Below are 17155 nucleotides of genomic sequence, written 5' to 3' on the forward strand. Positions count from 1 at the left end.
CGGGTCTCAGTCGTCGCCCGCTGTCCGCGCCGGGACGAGCGCCGCCAGCTCCTCCGCGGTGCGCGGGCCGTCCGCCGGGTCGGGCAGCAGGCCCTGCGCGCTCAGCAGCCGGGCCGCCGCCACCCCCCACGGCAGCCGCAGGCCCGCCTGCCGCAGCAGGTCGGTGCGGGCCAGCAGCTCGGACGCCGGACCGGTCCGCACACCCGCCGGGGTGAGCAGGGCCGCGTCGTCGGCCCAGCGCAGCGCCAGGTCCACGTCGTGGGTGGCCATCACCACCGTCGTACCGCCCGCCCGCAGCCCGCCGAGCGTGGCCAGCAGCCGCTCCTGGCCGTCCGGGTCGAGTCCGGCCGTCGGCTCGTCGAGGATCAGCACCCGCGGCCGCATGGCGACCGCGCCCGCGATCGCGGTCCGCTTGCGCTGCCCGTACGACAGCAGATGGGTGGGCCGGTCGGCCAGCGCGGTGATGTCCAGGGCGGCCAGCGCCTCGTCGACCCGGGACCGCACCTGGGCGTCCGGCAGCCCCAGGTTCAGCGGCCCGAACGACACGTCCTGAGCGACGGACGCGGCGAACAGCTGGTCGTCCGGGTCCTGCACCACGAGCTGGACGGTCGTCCGCAGCCGCGTCAGCCCCTTGCGGTCGTAGCCCACCGGCTCGCCCTCGACCGTCAGCCGCCCCTCGCGCGGCCGCAGCCCGCCGCTGAGCAGCCGCATCAGCGTCGTCTTCCCGCTGCCGTTGCGGCCGAGCAGCGCCAGCGCCCGCCCCTCGCGCACCTCGAAGTCGAGCGCGCTGAGCACGGCCGGGCCGTCCTCGTACGCGAAGGACACGCCCCGCAGGGCGACCAGGGCGGGGGCCTCGCTCATGTCAGCGGCCTTTCCAGTACGAAGGTGAGCGCGGCCAGCGCCGCGAGCAGGGCGCAGCTGGCGCCCGTGAACCGGGCGGAGACCCGGGCCTCGGGAACCAGCACGCGCAGGGTGCCGTCGTAGCCGCGCCCTGCGAGCCCCGCCTGGAGGCGCGCCGCCCGGTCGAAGGCCCGCACGAACGCGGTGGCGCCGAGCCCGGCCAGTGAACGCCACGTCGCGGCCCGCGTGGTGTGGCCGAGCCGGGCGGCCTGCGCGTCCCGGATCAGCCGCACCGACTCCAGCAGCAGGAAGCTCATCCGGTACGTCACCAGGGCGACGTCCACGACCGGCGCGGGCACTCCCGCCCGCACCAGCCGCGGCAGCAGGTCGGACATCGGCGTGGTGAAGGCGAACAGCAGCACCCCCAGCGAGGCGGCCGAGGTGCGCAGCAGCAGCTCCCCGGCGCGGGCCGGGCCGGCGGGGGCGAGCGCCACGAACCCTCCGGGCCCGCCCACCTGCACCAGCAGCGTGGCCGCGCCGCTCACGCAGAACCCGAGCGGCACCCGGTACGCCCGCCACAGCCGGCGCCCGGGCACGCCCGCCGGGCCGAGCAGCACCACCAGCGCCGCCAGCAGCACCAGCGCCGCGCCCGGCCAGGGCGGCAACGCGATCGCGAGCACGGTGAGACCGAGCCCGAGCACGGCCTTGTCCACGGGATGACGGCGGCGCCAGCGACTGCTGTGCGCCGCCGCGTCGATCGGCAGCACGGGCGCTCAGACGCCGGGCTCGCCGGTACCGCCCGGGGCGGCGTCCTGCCGTGCCAGGGCGCGCTGTTCGCCCTGCCGGCGTCCGCGCCGCAGCCCGAAGTAGTAGGCGAGGACGCCCGCGCCGATCGCCGCCTGGAGGGAGAACAGCGCCGACTCGATCTCCCCGGACGGCGGCTCGTACAGGGGCGAGAACCAGGGCTCGTAGTCCGGGTCCAGCTCGGTGATCGCCGTCTCCGCCTCGCTGTCGGCGCCGGTGAACGGCTCCTCCTTGTGGTCGCCGAGGCCGAGGACGAGCGGCAGGACGGCCAGCGCCGCCACGGCGAGCAGCAGCAGCAGATTGATCCTCGTGCTCTTCTTCATCACGCCACCGCCTCGGAACCGGTCTTCGTCTTCTCGGCCCGCTTGCCGGCCACCAGCACGCCGAGCCGGGTCAGTTCGCCCTTGCTGGACTGCACCAGCAGCCGCATCACGAGCACCGTGAGCAGGCCCTCGCTCACGGCGAGCGGGATCTGGGTGACGGCGAAGATGGCGCCGAACTTGCCGAGCGCGCCGAGGAACCCGCTGCTCGGGTCGGGGAAGGCGAGGGCCAGCTGGACGCTGGTGACGCAGTACGTGGACAGGTCGGCGACGAACGCGCCGAAGAACACGGAGACCATCAGCGGCACGTCGTACCGGCGCAGCAGCGCGTAGACGCCGTACCCGGCCCAGGGGCCGACGATTGCCATCGAGAACACGTTGGCGCCGAGGGTGGTCAGACCGCCGTGGGCGAGCAGCAGGGCCTGGAAGAGCAGGGTGATGGTGCCCAGCACCGCCATGATCGGCGGGCGGAACAGGACGGCGCCCAGACCGGTGCCGGTCGGGTGGGAGCAACTGCCCGTCACCGACGGCAGCTTGAGCGCGGACAGGACGAAGGTGAAGGCTCCGGACGCGCCGAGCAGCAGGGTGCTCTCGGGGTGTTCCCGGACTTCACGGGTGAGTCGTCGGACGCTGTGGACGACGAACGGGGCGGACGCGACGCCCCAGGCGACCGCGTGCGCCGGAGGCAGAAAACCCTCGGCTATGTGCATGGCTCGAACAGACCCTCTCCAGCACCTCGTGGATGGTTGACGCGCCTTGGCCGGTCTCCTGGCTTACGGGTACCACCGCCCGAACTCCGCCTTCCCGGGTCCCGGAGGACCCAGTGGCTGCCCGTGAGGGCTGGAGCCGGACTTCCCGATCACAGTGGCGAGGGCCGCACCGGCATCACACCGGATTTCCCGTTCACCAAGGCGTGGTGACAGTAATGCCCGGCTCGGGGTGGTGACAAGCGGCGCCCGGGGGCGCCCACCGGCACACCGGCGCACGCCCCGCGAGCATGCGCGCAGTTCAGGGTCGCGGGCGGGCCGCGGGGCCGGGACGGACCGTGACCTCGGTGGGAGCGAGCGGAGCGCGGTCGCCGGAGCACTCGACGACGACCCTTACGGGGGTCCCGCAGTCGCGGTGCGAGACGTCCAGGACCGGGCCGTCGGGGTCGGCGAGATGTGTCTCACCCCACTGCCGCAGCGCCATCAGTACGGGCCAAAGATCCCGGCCCTTGGGGGTCAGCCGGTACTCGTGCCGGGTCCGGCTGCCCTCCTCCCGGTAGGGGACGGTGTCCAGGATCCCGGCCGCGACCAGCTTGCGCAGCCGGTCGGAGAGGACCGCCTCGGACAGGCCCACATGGCGGCGGAAGGCGTCGAAACGGCGAACCCCGTTGAACGCGTCACGCAGGATCAGCAGCGTCCACTTCTCGCCGACCACGTCGAGGGCGCGCTGGACCGTGCAGTTCTCCGTGCTGATCTCCAGCCACTCCATGCCCCTCATCGTAGCTCCTGGCTTCGTCATTGACAGTCAGCTCGCGCGCGGGCTAGCTTCGGCGGGCTGGCTGGCTTCATCGGGTGAAGCCAGGAGTCGGAGGAGGAAACGACACCATGGGACGGTCACGCACGTACGAGTGGGAGGACCCCACGACCTCGGCAGCCGCCGTCGGCCGGGGCACGGGCCTGGACTTCCTCCGCGACGTCGTCGCCGGACGCCTGCCCGCGGCACCCCTCGCGGCCACCCTCGGCTTCACCCTCGACGAGGTCGACCACGGACACGCGGTGTTCTCCCTGCTGCCCGGCGAGGAGCACTACAACCCCATCGGCAGCATGCACGGCGGCGTCTACGCCACCCTCCTCGACTCGGCCGCCGGCTGCGCCGTCCAGTCCACCCTGCCGCAGGGCACGGGCTACACCTCGGTCGACCTCGCGGTGAAGTTCCTCCGCCCGGTCACCGTCGACACCGGCCGCGTCCGCGCCGTCGGCACCGTCCTCAACGCCGGCCGCCGCACGGCACTCGCCGAGGCCCGTCTCCTTGACGAGAAGGACCGGCTGCTCGCTCATGCGACGAGTACGTGCATGATCTTTTCGGTGCCGCGGGGCTGAGGATTCGCTGGGGGCTGGGGGCTGGGGGCTGGGGGCTGGGGGCTGGGGCTGGGGCTGGTGGCCGGTGGCCAGGGCCGGTGGTCGGTGTTTGGTGCGTGGTGGCCGGTGGCCGGTGGCCAGGGCCGGTGGTCGGTGTTTGGTGCGTGGTGGCCGGTGCCTGGTGGCCGGCGTCCGCCGGTGACAGGTGCCGTCGGGCGCCGGGCCGCCGATTGGACTGAGCGGGCCCCGCGTCGTCCCCTCACCGGTGCCGGCCCCGCGGGTGGTACTGCTTGGGCAGCCGCATGCCGCGATCGGCCATCAACGCCCGCACCCGGTCGGGGTAGTCGGTGATGACGCCGTCCACGCCCAGGTCCATCAGCGCGGCGACCGTGGCCGGGTCGTCGCAGGTCCACGGGATCACCTTCAGCCCGCGCGCATGGGCGTCGGCGATCATCGTGCGGTCGGGGTAGAAGCGGAAGCCCGGGTCGCCGATCTTCCCGTTCTGCGGGAAGCCGTAATTGGGGGAGAGGGCCCGGAGCCCCGGGACGGTGGCGGCGGCCCGCACGAAGTCGCCGCCGTAGTCGTCGGCGTCGATCCCGCCCAGCCAGGGGGAGGCGCCGGGCTTGCCGACCTGGAGGAAGTCGTAGTTGGTGAGGGCGACCAGCGGCCAGTCCGGGGCGAGCCGGTGCATCGCCCTCAGCGCGCCCCAGTCGAAGGACTGGATGGTGACCTGGTCCTCGATGCCCGAGGCGCGGATCTCCTCGAACACCCGCCGCACGAACAGCTCACGCGGCGCGGTCTGCTCGGGCGCGCCCGCCTCCACCTTCGTCTCGACGTTGAGCGTGACCTGCCGGGCCCTGTACCGCTTGACCAGGTCCAGCACGTCCCGCAGCTCCACCATCCGGGCACCCGCGATCCGCTCCTGCTCGGGGTGACCGGGCAACTGCTGGTAGCCGCAGTCCATCGTCCTGATCTGGGCGAGCGTCAGATCCTTGATGAACTTGCCGACGTACGGGTACTGGGGATCGCCAAGCACGACCGGCCCCGTGTCCCGGCACTTCTGCGCGCTGACCTGCCGGTCGTGGGTGACCACGACCCTGCGGTCCTTGGTGACCTGGGTGTCCAGCTCCAGTGTCGAGACCCCGAGGCGCAGCGCCTTGGCGAACCCCTCCAGAGTGCTCTCGGTGGTCATGCCGAGGCCGCCGCGGTGGGCCTGGAGGTCGAAACGCGCCGGGTGCGGGAGGCCGCCGGGGCCGTGCGCGGAGGTGGCGTGCGAGGTGGTGTGCGGGGTGGCGTGCGCGGCCGTGGGGAGGGCGAGGGCCGGCACCAGGGCAAGGGAGGCAAGGAAGTGTCTGACGGACATCGAGACCCCTCTCGTTCGTCGAACGGACGCCGTGGGACGCTAGTTCGGCCCCGGTCGAACCCCAAGGCCGCGCGAGTGAGGGAGCCGTGAACGGTCGGGAAACCCGGCGGGGCGTGCTGGACGTCGTACTGCGGCGGCCGGTCATCGTTGGTACGCGGTACGCGGTACGCGGTACGCGGTACGCGGTACGCGGTACGCGGTATGCAGTACGCGGCATACGGTATGCGACATGCGGTATGCGGGCCGCAGAACACGAACGCAGAACACAGAACACAGAAGGCCGCCACCCGTTAACCACCCCCGGCACGCGTTAACCGGACCCGCCACCCGTTAGCCGGACCCGGCACCCGTCCGCGCCAGCTGTGCCGCCGTGTGCTCCAGCAGCATCTCCAGGGCAGCCGGGTAGGCGCTGTGCGGCATGCGGCGGGCGAGCAGGTGTGCGGTGGCCGCGATGTTCGGATGGGACTCGGCCGGCAGCCGCGCGTACGTGGACTCCCACATCCGCTCGTCCGCCGTACGGGCCTCGTCCGTCAGCGCGAGCGAGCCCGCGTCCAGCGCGGCGAAGGCGAGGCTCTGGTCGATGAACGCGTGGTAGACGCGGACCGCCGCCGGGTCGGGCAGGCCCGCGCCGCGCAGGATGCCGAGGATCGTCTCGTCCACCGCGATCTCGCGCGGCCTGCCGGTGACGCGGCTGGCGGTGAGCACGGCCGCCTGCGGGTGGGCGAGGTAGGAGGCGTGGATGGCGAGGCCCAGGGCCCGGAGATCGGCTCGCCAGTCCCCGGTCGCCTCCCAGCCGGCGAGCGCCTGTCCCATCAGCTCGTCCCCGATGGCCCTGGTCAGGTCGTCCATTCCGGCAAAGTACCGGTAGAGGGTGCTCGGATCGGCACCCAGGGCGGCGCCCAGACGGCGCGCCGTCAGCCCGGTGCTGCCGTGTTCGCGCAGCACGCGCAGGGCGGTGCGCACGATGATCTCCTCGGACAGCACGGTGCCGCTCCGGGTGGGCCGCCGCCGTCGGCGTGCCGTCTCGGGCACCACTGCCTTCGCCATGTCCGCCGCCTCCTCCTCCGCCTCGCACTCCGGCCGCCGTCGTACCCAGGGCCGAACGGCCGGCCTTATGCCAACAGGGTTGACCTTACATCGCGCCATCCCGTTGCATCGGTCGTGCCGGAGGCGGTCGCCTCCCGGACGAAAGGTGTGTGACATGCGAGTGCTTCTCGTGGGCGCGGGCGGTGTCGGAACCGCCGTCACCCGGATCGCGTCCCGACGGGACTTCCTCACCCACATGGTGGTCGCCGACTACGACCTCTCCCGTGCCGAGGCCGCCGTCGCGGCGCTGGGCGCCGAGGAGGACCGGTTCGGCGCGCTGCGGCTGGACGCCTCGGACCCGGAGGCGGTGCGCCGGGTGCTCGTGGAGCAGCGCTGTGACGTGCTGCTCAACGCCACCGACCCACGCTTCGTGATGCCGCTGTTCCAGGCGGCCCTGGAGGCCGGCACGCACTACGTGGACATGGCGATGTCACTGTCGGCGCCGCACGCCGACCACCCGTACGAGCAGTGCGGGGTGAAGCTGGGCGACGAGCAGTTCGCGCTGGCCCGGCGCTGGGAGGATGCGGGCCGGCTTGCCCTCGTCGGCATGGGTGTCGAACCCGGTCTGTCCGACGTCTTCGCCCGCTACGCGGCCGACGAGCTGTTCGACGACATCGAGGAGATCGGCGTCCGCGACGGCGCGAACCTGACCGTAGAGGGCTACGACTTCGCCCCCTCCTTCAGCATCTGGACGACCATCGAGGAATGCCTCAACCCGCCCGTGGTCTACGAGAAGGACCGCGGCTGGTTCACCACCCCTCCGTTCAGCGAGCCGGAGGTCTTCGACTTCCCCGAGGGCATCGGCCCGGTGGAGTGCGTCAACGTGGAGCACGAGGAGGTGCTGCTGATCCCCCGCTGGGTGGACGCGCGCCGCGTCACCTTCAAGTACGGGCTCGGCGACGACTTCATCGCCAAGCTGAAGACGCTCCACGAGCTGGGGCTGGACTCCACCGCCGACGTCACGGTGCCCGGCGGGGACGGACCCGTACGGGTATCCCCGCGCGACGTCGTCGCGGCCTGCCTGCCCGATCCGGCCACCCTCGGCGACAGGATGACCGGCAAGACCTGCGCCGGCACCTGGGTCAAGGGCACCAAGGAGGGCGCGCCCCGGGAGGTGTACCTCTACCACGTGGTCGACAACCAGTGGTCGATGCGCGAGTACGGCTCACAGGCCGTCGTCTGGCAGACGGCCGTCAACCCCGTCGTCGCCCTGGAACTGCTGGCCACCGGCGCCTGGACGGGCCGGGGCGTCCTCGGCCCGGAGGCCTTCCCGCCGCGTCCCTTCCTCGACCTGCTCACCGAGTACGGCTCGCCGTGGGGCCTGCGCGACCAGGGCTGAACGCGCCCTCGGGGTCTCAGCCCGGCGCGGCCCACAACCCCCGTACGTGCCCCAGGTGACGCGTCATCACCGCCCGCACCGCCGGCGCGTCCCCGGCCAGCAGCGCGTCCAGCAGCTCCAGATGCTCTTCCGCGGACGCGCGCAGCCTGCCCGCCTCGGCCAGCGCGGTCAGGCCGTAGAGGCGGGACCGGCCCCGCAGGTCGCGGACCACCTCCACGAGGTGGCCGTTGCCCGCCAGCGCGAGCAGCCCCAGGTGGAAGCGGGTGTCCGCCTCGACGTACGCGATGAGGTCGCCCGCCGCCGCGGCGGTGACGATCTCCTCGGCGGTCGGCCGCAGGGCCTGGAGCGCGGCCGGTTCGGCGGTGCCGGCCAGCCCCACCACGGTGGGTATCTCGATGAGCGCGCGAACGTGCGTGTACTCGTCCAGCTGCCGCTCCGACACGGCCGTCACCCGGAACCCCTTGTTGGGCACCGCGTCGACCAGCCCCTCCTTCACCAGGTCCAGCAACGCCTCCCGCACCGGCGTCGCGGAGACGCCGAACCGGGCGGCCAGCGCCGGCGCCGAGTACACCGCGCCCGGCCGCAGCTCACCCGTGATCAGCGCGGCCCGCAGCGCGTCGGCGACGCGCTCGCGGTAGCTGCTCCGCTTCCCGCCGAGGACGGGGAGGACGGGGAGGACGGGGTCGGGGGTCGGCTGAGCGGGCATGGGGTGTCTCCAGCAGAGCGAGCGGTCGGCAGCGGTCGTACGACGATCAGAGCACGAACCCGGCGGGGAACGGGTCGGTGGGGTCCAGCAGATACTGGGCCGTGCCCGTGATCCAGGCGCGCCCGGTGAAACTCGGCAGCACCGCCGGGATCCCCGCCACCTCGGTCGTGCCCAGCAGCCGCCCTGTGAACCGGGTCCCGATGAACGACTCGTTGACGAACTCCGTGTGCAGCGGGAGTTCGCCGCGCGCGTGCAGCTGCGCCATGCGGGCACTGGTGCCGGTGCCGCAGGGGGAGCGGTCGAACCAGCCGGGGTGGATGGCCATCGCGTGCCGGGAGTGACGGGCGGTGGAGCCGGGGGCGGCCAGGTAGACATGGTGACAGCCGCGGATCGACGGATCCTCCGGATGCACCGGCTCCTCCTCCGCGTTGATCGCCTCCATCAGCGCGAGACCGGCCTGAAGCAGCTCGTCCTTGCGGTCCCGGTCGAAGGGCAGGCCCAGCTCCGCCACCGGCAGGATGGCGTAGAAGTTGCCGCCGAACGCCAGGTCGTACCTCACCGTCCGCCCGTCCGCGAGCGTCGCCTCGCGGCCCAGGCCCACGCAGAACGACGGCACGTTCCGCAGCGTCACGGCCCGCGCCGCGCCGCCCTCGACGGCGACCTCGGCGACCACGAGCCCCGCCGGGGTGTCCAGCCGGATCGTGGTGACCGGTTCCGTCACCTCCACCATGCCGGTCTCCACCAGCACGGTCGCCACCCCGATCGTGCCGTGCCCGCACATCGGCAGATATCCGGAGACCTCGATGTACACCACGCCCCAGTCGCAGTCGGGGCGGGTCGGCGGCTGCAGCACGGCACCGCTCATCGCCGCGTGCCCGCGCGGCTCGTTCATCAGCAACCGCTTGACGTCGTCGCGGTGTTCACGGAAGTACAGCCGCCGCTCGTTCATCGTCGCGCCGGGGAGGGTGCCGATCCCGCCGGTGATCACACGGGTGGGCATGCCCTCGGTGTGCGAGTCGACGGCGTGCAGGACGAGTCTGCTGCGCATACGGGCCTCTCCTTATGCCAGTCCGGCCGCGAGGGCCTTCTCCGTGGCCGCGCGGACGGCGGCCTCCTGCTCGGGCAGCAGCGGCATCCGCGGCGGGCGGACCGGGCCGCCGTACCGGCCGGCGAGATCCATCGACCGTTTGATCGCCTGCACGAACTCCACGCGCGAGTCCCAGCGCAGCAGCGGATGCAGCTGCCGGTACAGCGGCGCCGCCGTGCCGAGATCCCCGGCCACCGCCGCGCGGTACAGGCCGGCACACGCGCGCGGCAGTGCGTTCGGATACCCGGCGACCCAGCCCTTCGCGCCCGCCACGGCCAGCTCCAGCAGCACGTCGTCGGCACCGATCAGCAGATCCAGCTCCGGGGCCAGCTCGGCGATCCGGTACGCGCGGCGCACATCGCCGGAGAACTCCTTCACCGCGCGGATCCAGCCCTCGCCGTGCAACCGGGCGAGCAGTTCCGGCACCAGGTCGACCTTCGTGTCGATCGGGTTGTTGTACGCCACGACCGGCAGACCCGCCCGCGCCACCTCCGCGTAGTGGGCGAGCACCGAACGGTCGTCGGCACGATACGCGTTCGGCGGCAGCAGCATCACCGCCGCGCAGCCCGCTTCACCCGCCTGCTCGGCCCAGCCCCGCGCCTCCGCCGAGCCGTACGCGGCGACGCCGGGCATCACCCGCTCCCCACCGATCGCCCGCACGGCCGTCTCCACCACCCGGGCGCGTTCCTCCGGGCTCAGCACCTGGTACTCGCCGAGCGAGCCGTTCGGTACGACACCGTCGCAGCCGTTCTCCACCAGCCAGACGCAGTGCTCGGCGTACCGGTCGTAGTCCACGGAGAGGTCGGCACCCAGCGGCAGCGCGGTGGCGACGAGGAGGCCGCGCCAGGGGTGGGGTGGGGTGGTGGGAGCGGGAGCGGGAGCGGGGGCGGTGGTGGGGGTGGGCGCGCTGACTGTCATGGGGTGCCCTTCGGGAGGTTTGGCATGGCAGTGGCGGGTTGGTTGGCTCGGGGGGGGTGGGAGGCTCCGGGGTTCGGGAGTTCGGGAAGTTCCGGGGGTTCGGGAAGTCCGGGGATTCAGGGAGCTTCGGGAGGTCCGGGCGTCACGGGGGCTCTCCGGAAGTTCGGGGACTCTCGGGCGGCCTCCGGGAGCCCGGGGACTCTGCGGGGGCGGGCCGGGTGACGTCCTCGGCGAGCACACCGAGCGGCACCGGCCGGGCCGGCACGCGCCGCGCCGGGTCCGGCTCGCACCCGGCGACCCCGGCGACGCCGGGCCCGCACATCCGGCCCTGGCACCAGCCCATTCCGGCCCGCGTCAACAGCTTCACGGTACGCAGGTCGCCCGCGCCGAGGACGCCCACGGCCTCGCGGACCGCCCCGGCGGTGACCTCCTCGCAGCGGCACACCACCGTCTCGTCGGTGACCAGCTCCGGCCACCCGGCGGGCGGGGCGTACACCGCGTCGAGCGTCGCGGAGAACCGGCGCAGCCGCCCACGGACACGGGCGGCCGGCGCCCACGCGCGCGGGTCGGGAACGTCGCCCCGCAGCCGTGCGGCGATCGACCGGCCCGCGATGTGCCCCTCGGCGAGCGCGAGCGCGGCGCCACCGACGCCGGTCGCCTCACCGGCCGCCCACACGCCCGGGACGTCGGTGCGCTGCTCGTCGTCGACGTGGACGGCCGTCCCCGCCAGGCGGCAGCCGAGCGCGTCGGCCAGATCGGTGTGCGGCAGCATGCCGTGCCCCACGGCGAGCGCGTCGCAGACGATACGACGCCGGCTGCCCGGCCGCTCCCGCCCCTCGCGGTCCAGGGCGGCGACGGTCACCGAGTCGACCCGCTGATCACCGTGCGCGGCAACGACCACGTGATCGCTCATCGGGCGGATACGGTGACGCGCGAGCCGTGCCGCGAATCCGGCGCCTTCGACGAGCTTCGCGGGCTCGGCGACCAGGGCACGGGCATGCCGTACGAAGGCCCCGGGGGCGGCGGACTCGACCAGCGCCGCCACCTCCGCGCCCGCCGCGGCGAGCCCGGTCGCCACCGGCAGCAGCAACGGCCCGGTGCCGGCGACGACCACGCGACGCCCGGGCAGGACCAGCCCGCCCTTCAGCATGGCCTGCGCCCCACCCGCGGTGACCACACCGGGCAGTGTCCAACCGGGGAACGGCAGCATCCTCTCGTAGCCACCGGTCGCGAGCAGCACGGTGTCCGCCCGCACGGCCTCGGACTCCTCCTGCGCGGGCCCGAGCAGCACGTGCACGACGAAACCCCCGTGCCCGTACGGCTGCCGCTCGACCGACCAGACATGACGCTCCGACAGATGAGTGATCCGCCCGGCGGCCCGGTGCGCGGCGAGCCCGTCACGCAGCCGCTCCCAGGTGCGCCACTGGTGGTGCAACCGCTCCGGACGGCTCGCCCGCAGCGCGGGCGCGGCCTGCCGGTAGAACTGCCCGCCCGGTTCCGCGCCGGAGTCGATCAGCAACACGCGCACACCCCGGGCGGCAGCCGCGAGCGCCGCCGCCAGCCCCGCCGGACCGGCCCCCACCACGGCGACACACGGCTCGGCGGTCCCCTCAGCCATCGTGCCCAGTCCCCCGCTGCGTACGGACGTCGGCCCCGGGCTCGGCCGGTACCAGACAAGCCCGCTGATTGGGCCGGCCGTCGACGGTCACCAGGCAGTCGAAACAGACACCGATCCCGCAGAACACGCCCCGCGGACTACCCGATCCCCGCGTGGTCCGCCAGGCGGTGATCCCGGCCGACCAGAGTGCCGCGGCGACGGTCTGACCGGGCAGCGCCTGGATCTCCTGGCCGTCGAAGGTGAGGGAGAACGGAGGGCCGGGGTTGGCTCGGGCTAGGTCGAGGGGGAGTGCGCGCGTATGGTGTATGCGATATCCAAAATGCTTCATACGGCGCGGCCCTCCCGACCGCCTCATACGGTTGACCGAACGCTTCATACGGGCTACTGAATGCTTCATACGGGCTCCTGTATGAACCGATCCGGCCGGAACGGCGAAAGATCCAGCTCCGACTGCTTCCCGGCCGACACCTGCCCCCCGGTCAGCACCCGCGCGATCAACTGCCCGGTAGCCGGTGCCAGCCCGATGCCCGCGCCCTCGTGCCCGCAGGCATGCAACAACCCCGGCATCCGGGGATCGGCGCCGATCGCCGGCAGGTGGTCCGGCAGATATGGGCGGAAACCGACGTACGTCCGCATCACCCGCACCCCCGAGAGAAACGGGAACAGCCGCACCGCGCCCGCCGCCAGTGCCCGTACGACCGGCAGCGAGAACGAGCGGTCGAAGCCGACCCGCTCCCGGCTCGCGCCGATCAGCACCGGTCCCGCCGCCGTCGACTCCACCACCGGCGACGTCTGCAAGGCCGCGGAGTCGCTGGCGACATCCGCCACATAGTCGGCTGCATATACCTTGTGCCGTATCGCATACGGCGGCAGCGGCTCGGTGACGAGGACGAAGCCGCGCCGGGGGAGGACCGGAAGCCGGACGCCCGCCAGCGCGGCCAGTTCACCGCCCCAGGTGCCGGCGGCGTTCACGACGGCCGGGGCGTGCAGCTCCCCCTGATCGGTGCGTACGCCGCGCACCCTGCCGTCGGCTGTATGCAGTACACCGGTGACGGTCGTCCGCGTGAGCAGTCGCGCGCCCGACGCGCGGATCAGGTGCGCGGCGGCCAGGGCGGGCATCACCTGCGCGTCCTGGGGGTAGTACACGCCGCCCGCGAGACCAGGTGCCAGGCGCGGTTCCAACTCGGCGAGGCGTTCGGCGTCGACGGCCACCGACTCCACGCCGGCGGCGCGTTGGGCGGCGGCCAGCTCGGTGAGAGCGGCGAGTTCCGCGGGCCCGGAGGCCACGACCACCCCGCCCTTGGGCTCGTACTCGATCGCCGTACCGAACTCCTCGGCCAGTTCCGCCCACAAGCGCAGGGAATGGAGCGCGAGCCGGAGCTCCGGGCCGGGCTCCTTGTCGGACACCAGGAGATTGCCCTCACCCGCACCCGTGGTGCCGCCGGCCACCGGGCCGCGGTCGACCAGGGTGACGTCGAGACCCGCACGGGCCGCGTACAGCGCACAGGCGGCGCCCACCATGCCGGCGCCCACGACGACGACGTCGCAGCTCGGTTGCTTGGCCACGCCAGTAATATGTCACATGGCGCACCGCGCGGGGAGAGGGCGGAAATACGCGTGAGGCGATCGGGGGGACGCTGCATCATGACGCGGGTGACTGTGTACAACATCCTGCTGTCCGGCATCGTCGGCTCGACCGCGTACGGCCTCGCCCACGAGGACTCCGACGTGGACCGGCTCGGCGTGTTCGCCGCGCCCACCGAATCCCTGCACGGACTGCACGGGCCGAAGGAGTCCCACGTCTCCACGGCACCGGACCGCACCCTGCACGAGGCCGCGAAATGGTGCCGGCTCGCCCTCGGCGGCAACCCGACCGTGACGGAACTCGTCTGGCTGCCGGAAGAGTTGTACGAGGTGCGCACCCCGCTCGGTGACGAGCTGATCGACATCCGCAGCACGCTGCTGAGCGCCCGCCGGGTGCGCGACGCCTATCTCGGTTACGCCACGCAGCAGTTCAGAAAGCTGCAGAACCGTATCGCCGCCGACGAGACCGGAACGCCCAGTCGCAGACGCTCCGCCAAACACGCCCGCCACCTCAAGCGACTGTGCCACCAGGGATTCGAGCTGTACGCCACCGGCCGACTGGCCATCCGGGTCGAGGACCCCGAGAGCTACCACCGGTTCGGCGAGGAGGTAGCCGCCGACCCGTCCGCCGCACTGCCCCTCCTCCGCCACTACGAGTCCGCCTTCGACCGGACACGCAGTGTCCTGCCCGATCAGCCCGACGAGGGCGCGGCCGAGGCTTGGTTGCGACGGGTGCGGGCGCACTTCTACCAGCCGGAGGTACCGGTCCACGCACCCGAGCCGCTGACCGAGGCCGGCTGAGGAAAAAGCGGTGCCCTCGCCCGCCCGCCTTCCCTACACTCGCCGAGTGATCGCGCATCGCCACGAGACGGCGGTGCGGACGGCGGTACGCCGCCGTGTGAAACCAGTCGAGCGAGGGGAGCCGGGCCGTGCAAGACCGCACCGCTGTCGTCGTTCCCCCCTCCCGCTACGAGGTGATCCTGGTGTCCACGGCCGCCCGGTGCCCGCTGCGCGGCCGGCACCGGATGCCGTGACGAAGAGAGCAGGACTAAATGGGGCGCGATCGGCGCCTTCCGATACCTGAGGGTCAATCAGTCGACGAATGCGGCCGACCGTTGAACAACTGACGGAACAGCTGACCGGTCAGCTGACTGTCGACAGTCGACCATCAATAGTCGACCACTGGCCGTCGACAGTCGAGAGTCGCCTGTCGACGGCTGACAGCCGCCCACCGCCCCCGCCTTCTCACGGCTCATCGCGCTGCCCTTCCGCACACCACACTTCGAAAGGCCATGGGCCGTGCGCAGCAACCTCGACAGCCTCACCACCGTTCGCAACCTCGGCATCCTCGCCCACGTCGACGCGGGCAAGACCACCGTCACCGAGCGGATCCTGTACGCCACCGGAACCACCCACAAGCGCGGCGAGGTCCACGACGGCACCACCGTCACCGACTTCGACCCGCAGGAGCGGGACCGCGGCATCACCATTTTCGCGGCGGCGGTCAGCTGCGCCTGGGACGGCCACCGCGTCAACCTGATCGACACCCCGGGCCACGTCGACTTCGCCGACGAGGTGGAGCGGTCGCTGCGGGTGCTGGACGGGGCGGTCGCCGTGTTCGACGCCGTCGCGGGCGTCGAGCCGCAGAGCGAGTCGGTGTGGCGGCAGGCGGACCGGCACGGCGTGCCGAGGATCGCCTTCGTCAACAAGATGGACCGCGCCGGCGCCGACCTGGACGCGGCCGTCGCGTCGATACGCGACCGACTCCACCCGGTGCCGCTCGTCGTGCACCTCCCGATCGGTACGGAAGACGGCTTCCGAGGGGTCGTGGACCTGGTCCGGATGCGCGCCCTGACCTGGGACGAGGACGGCGCAGGCGTCGTGGAAGGGCCGGTGCCGGCAGAGCTGCTGGAGGAGGCGCGGCGGCGTCGGCGGACGCTGGAGGAAGCGGTGGCCGAATTGCACACGGGCGCGCTGGACGAATTCTGTATGCGGTCGACGGTGTCCACCGGAACGCTCGTCGCCGCCCTGCGCGAGCTGACACGCAGCGGTGACGGCGTGGTCGTGCTGTGCGGCTCGGCGTACCGCAACCGCGGCATCGAACCGCTGCTGGACGCGGTCGTGACCTATCTGCCGTCGCCGGTCGACGTGCCACCGGTACACGGTGTCCAGGAGACGGACGACGGTATACGGAATCCCGTCCCCGAGCGGGCTGCCGACCCCCAAGCCCCGTTCGCCGCCCTCGCCTTCAAGGTGCACGCCACCCCCACCGGCCGGCTCACCTACCTCCGCGTCTACTCCGGAACGATCGAGAAGGGAGACACCGTGTGGGACGCGACCGCCCGCCGCACCGAGCGGATCGGCCGGATCCTGCGGGTGCAGGCCGACCGGCACACCCCGCTGGAGCGCGCGACGGCCGGTGACATCGTGGCCGTCGTAGGGCTGAAGTCGACGCGGGCCGGCGCGACACTGTGCGCGCAGGACGCGCCCATCGTCCTCGAACCGCCCAATGTCGCCGACCCGGTGGTCTCCGTGGCGGTCGAGGCACGGCGTACCGGTGACACCGAGCGGCTGGCGACCGCGCTCGCCCGGCTCGCCGAGGAGGACCCGTCACTGGTGGTGCGGACCGACCCGGAGACCGGCCAGACGGTGCTGTCGGGCATGGGCGAGCTGCACCTCGAGGTCGCCGTGGAGAAGATCCGGCGGGACCACGGGCTGGAGGTCGGTATCGGGCGGCCGCGAGTCGCCCACCGGGAGACGGTCGTGCACGGGGTGACCGGACACGTCCACCGGCACGTCAAACAGGACGGCGGCGCGGGCCAGTTCGCCCACGTCGTGCTGGACGTCGAGCCACTGCACGCCGAGCCCGGCGGCACGGGCTTCGCGTTCCGTTCGACGGTGGTCGGCGGGCGGGTACCGCAGGAGTACGTCCGGGCGGTCGAGGCGGGCTGCCGGGACGCGCTCGCCGAGGGGCCGCTGGGCGGTCACCCGGTGACCGGTATCAGGGTGACCCTCACCGACGGGGCGACCCATGTGAAGGACTCCTCCGAGATGGCGTTCCGCACAGCAGGCCGCGCCGCCCTCCTCAACGCCCTGCGCGCCTCGGCGATGGCGCTGCTCGAGCCGGTCGCCGAGGTCACGGTGACCGTCCCGGAGGACGCCGTGGGCGGTGTCCTCGGCGATCTCGCCGCGCGGCGCGGCCGGGTGACCGACTCGGCGGTCCGCGGGGGCGCGGCGATCGTGACGGCGACCGTCCCGCTGGCCGAACTTTTCGGCTACGCCACCCGGTTGCGCGGCCGCACCCAGGGCCGGGGCACCTTCACGGCCCGCCCGACCGGGTACGCGCCCGCCCCGGTGAGCGCGCCGACGCGGTAGCCGTACAAGCCGACGGTTGAATGCGGCTGACGGCTGACGGCTGACGGCT

Annotated in this window: 17 protein-coding genes and 1 riboswitch; of the genes, 4 read left to right on the forward strand and 13 right to left on the reverse strand. The window is 72.9% G+C overall.

Annotated elements, in window-relative coordinates; all coding sequences use genetic code 11:
- Positions 1–6: 6 nt before the first annotated feature.
- The 5 genes from AMK31_RS24025 to AMK31_RS24045 form a co-directional block, all read right to left on the reverse strand.
- Positions 7–861 carry an energy-coupling factor ABC transporter ATP-binding protein gene (locus AMK31_RS24025; protein ID WP_073942683.1) on the reverse strand — a complete coding sequence of 285 codons (855 nt, stop codon included), beginning with the start codon at positions 859–861 and terminating at the stop codon, positions 7–9.
- Positions 858–1607: a cobalt ECF transporter T component CbiQ gene (gene cbiQ, locus AMK31_RS24030; RefSeq protein WP_073942684.1), complete on the reverse strand. Its 750-nt coding sequence runs from the start codon at positions 1605–1607 to the stop codon at positions 858–860. Before cbiQ ends, AMK31_RS24025 begins: the two co-directional genes overlap by 4 nt.
- Before the next feature lie 6 nt (positions 1608–1613).
- Entirely contained in the window at positions 1614–1967 is a 354-nt protein-coding gene (locus tag AMK31_RS24035) for an energy-coupling factor ABC transporter substrate-binding protein (protein WP_073942685.1), read from the reverse strand.
- Positions 1967–2674, reverse strand: coding sequence for an energy-coupling factor ABC transporter permease (locus tag AMK31_RS24040; RefSeq protein WP_073942686.1), 708 nt, complete (start codon positions 2672–2674; stop codon positions 1967–1969). The genes AMK31_RS24035 and AMK31_RS24040 overlap by 1 nt, the downstream gene beginning before the upstream one ends.
- Before the next feature lie 31 nt (positions 2675–2705).
- A riboswitch (cobalamin riboswitch) is annotated at positions 2706–2890 on the reverse strand.
- 82 nt (positions 2891–2972) lie between these two features.
- Complete coding sequence (locus AMK31_RS24045; protein WP_073942687.1) at positions 2973–3440, reverse strand: winged helix-turn-helix transcriptional regulator; 468 nt, start codon at positions 3438–3440, stop codon at positions 2973–2975.
- Between the two features lie 116 nt (positions 3441–3556).
- Between AMK31_RS24045 and AMK31_RS24050 the strand changes: the two genes are divergently transcribed.
- Positions 3557–4051, forward strand: a complete 495-nt coding sequence (locus AMK31_RS24050; protein WP_073942688.1) for a PaaI family thioesterase — start codon at positions 3557–3559, stop codon at positions 4049–4051.
- 238 nt (positions 4052–4289) lie between these two features.
- Here AMK31_RS24050 and AMK31_RS24055 read toward each other — a convergent pair whose 3' ends face one another.
- Both AMK31_RS24055 and AMK31_RS24060 read right to left on the reverse strand, forming a co-directional pair.
- A complete protein-coding gene (locus AMK31_RS24055) occupies positions 4290–5393 on the reverse strand; it encodes a glycerophosphodiester phosphodiesterase family protein (RefSeq protein WP_073942689.1) in 1104 nt (367 codons plus the stop codon).
- A 330-nt stretch (positions 5394–5723) separates the two neighbouring features.
- Complete coding sequence (locus AMK31_RS24060; protein WP_073942690.1) at positions 5724–6440, reverse strand: TetR/AcrR family transcriptional regulator; 717 nt, start codon at positions 6438–6440, stop codon at positions 5724–5726.
- Positions 6441–6594: 154 nt separating this feature from the next.
- On the opposite strand from AMK31_RS24060, the gene AMK31_RS24065 reads away from it, so the two are divergent.
- Positions 6595–7818 carry a saccharopine dehydrogenase family protein gene (locus tag AMK31_RS24065; protein ID WP_073942691.1) on the forward strand — a complete coding sequence of 408 codons (1224 nt, stop codon included), beginning with the start codon at positions 6595–6597 and terminating at the stop codon, positions 7816–7818.
- 16 nt (positions 7819–7834) lie between these two features.
- Here the strand turns inward: AMK31_RS24065 and AMK31_RS24070 are convergent, their stop codons facing one another.
- The 6 genes from AMK31_RS24070 to AMK31_RS24095 form a co-directional block, all read right to left on the reverse strand.
- Positions 7835–8524, reverse strand: coding sequence for a GntR family transcriptional regulator (locus AMK31_RS24070; protein WP_073942692.1), 690 nt, complete (start codon positions 8522–8524; stop codon positions 7835–7837).
- 46 nt (positions 8525–8570) lie between these two features.
- Positions 8571–9572: a proline racemase family protein gene (locus AMK31_RS24075; RefSeq protein ID WP_073942693.1), complete on the reverse strand. Its 1002-nt coding sequence runs from the start codon at positions 9570–9572 to the stop codon at positions 8571–8573.
- Positions 9573–9584: 12 nt separating this feature from the next.
- Positions 9585–10529: a dihydrodipicolinate synthase family protein gene (locus tag AMK31_RS24080; protein ID WP_073942694.1), complete on the reverse strand. Its 945-nt coding sequence runs from the start codon at positions 10527–10529 to the stop codon at positions 9585–9587.
- Between the two features lie 142 nt (positions 10530–10671).
- Positions 10672–12147: an FAD/NAD(P)-dependent oxidoreductase gene (locus AMK31_RS24085; RefSeq protein WP_073942695.1), complete on the reverse strand. Its 1476-nt coding sequence runs from the start codon at positions 12145–12147 to the stop codon at positions 10672–10674.
- Complete coding sequence (locus tag AMK31_RS24090) at positions 12140–12475, reverse strand: (2Fe-2S)-binding protein (protein WP_073942696.1); 336 nt, start codon at positions 12473–12475, stop codon at positions 12140–12142. The genes AMK31_RS24085 and AMK31_RS24090 overlap by 8 nt, the downstream gene beginning before the upstream one ends.
- Positions 12476–12540: 65 nt before the next feature.
- The gene (locus tag AMK31_RS24095) at positions 12541–13713 is read right to left on the reverse strand and encodes an NAD(P)/FAD-dependent oxidoreductase (protein ID WP_073942697.1); all 1173 of its coding nucleotides are present in this window, start codon (positions 13711–13713) and stop codon (positions 12541–12543) included.
- 78 nt (positions 13714–13791) lie between these two features.
- Between AMK31_RS24095 and AMK31_RS24100 the strand changes: the two genes are divergently transcribed.
- Positions 13792–14532 carry a nucleotidyltransferase domain-containing protein gene (locus AMK31_RS24100; protein ID WP_073942698.1) on the forward strand — a complete coding sequence of 247 codons (741 nt, stop codon included), beginning with the start codon at positions 13792–13794 and terminating at the stop codon, positions 14530–14532.
- Between the two features lie 498 nt (positions 14533–15030).
- Entirely contained in the window at positions 15031–17106 is a 2076-nt protein-coding gene (fusA, locus tag AMK31_RS24105; RefSeq protein ID WP_073942699.1) for an elongation factor G, read from the forward strand.
- Positions 17107–17155: the final 49 nt, after the last annotated feature.

It is taken from the genome of Streptomyces sp. TSRI0107 (genome assembly GCF_001905845.1).
Taxonomy (GTDB): domain Bacteria; phylum Actinomycetota; class Actinomycetes; order Streptomycetales; family Streptomycetaceae; genus Streptomyces.

Bases quoted from the DNA above. Each gene is read 5' to 3' on its own strand.
- AMK31_RS24025 (WP_073942683.1), bottom strand. From the start codon at position 861: ATGAGCGAGGCCCCCGCCCTGGTCGCCCTGCGGGGCGTGTCCTTCGCG.
- AMK31_RS24035 (WP_073942685.1), bottom strand. From the start codon at position 1,967: ATGAAGAAGAGCACGAGGATCAATCTGCTGCTGCTGCTCGCCGTGGCG.
- AMK31_RS24040 (WP_073942686.1), bottom strand. From the start codon at position 2,674: ATGCACATAGCCGAGGGTTTTCTGCCTCCGGCGCACGCGGTCGCCTGG.
- AMK31_RS24045 (WP_073942687.1), bottom strand. From the start codon at position 3,440: ATGGAGTGGCTGGAGATCAGCACGGAGAACTGCACGGTCCAGCGCGCC.
- AMK31_RS24050 (WP_073942688.1), top strand. From the start codon at position 3,557: ATGGGACGGTCACGCACGTACGAGTGGGAGGACCCCACGACCTCGGCA.
- AMK31_RS24055 (WP_073942689.1), bottom strand. From the start codon at position 5,393: ATGTCCGTCAGACACTTCCTTGCCTCCCTTGCCCTGGTGCCGGCCCTC.
- AMK31_RS24060 (WP_073942690.1), bottom strand. From the start codon at position 6,440: ATGGCGAAGGCAGTGGTGCCCGAGACGGCACGCCGACGGCGGCGGCCC.
- AMK31_RS24065 (WP_073942691.1), top strand. From the start codon at position 6,595: ATGCGAGTGCTTCTCGTGGGCGCGGGCGGTGTCGGAACCGCCGTCACC.
- AMK31_RS24070 (WP_073942692.1), bottom strand. From the start codon at position 8,524: ATGCCCGCTCAGCCGACCCCCGACCCCGTCCTCCCCGTCCTCCCCGTC.
- AMK31_RS24075 (WP_073942693.1), bottom strand. From the start codon at position 9,572: ATGCGCAGCAGACTCGTCCTGCACGCCGTCGACTCGCACACCGAGGGC.
- AMK31_RS24080 (WP_073942694.1), bottom strand. From the start codon at position 10,529: ATGACAGTCAGCGCGCCCACCCCCACCACCGCCCCCGCTCCCGCTCCC.
- AMK31_RS24085 (WP_073942695.1), bottom strand. From the start codon at position 12,147: ATGGCTGAGGGGACCGCCGAGCCGTGTGTCGCCGTGGTGGGGGCCGGT.
- AMK31_RS24090 (WP_073942696.1), bottom strand. From the start codon at position 12,475: ATGAAGCATTTTGGATATCGCATACACCATACGCGCGCACTCCCCCTC.
- AMK31_RS24100 (WP_073942698.1), top strand. From the start codon at position 13,792: ATGACGCGGGTGACTGTGTACAACATCCTGCTGTCCGGCATCGTCGGC.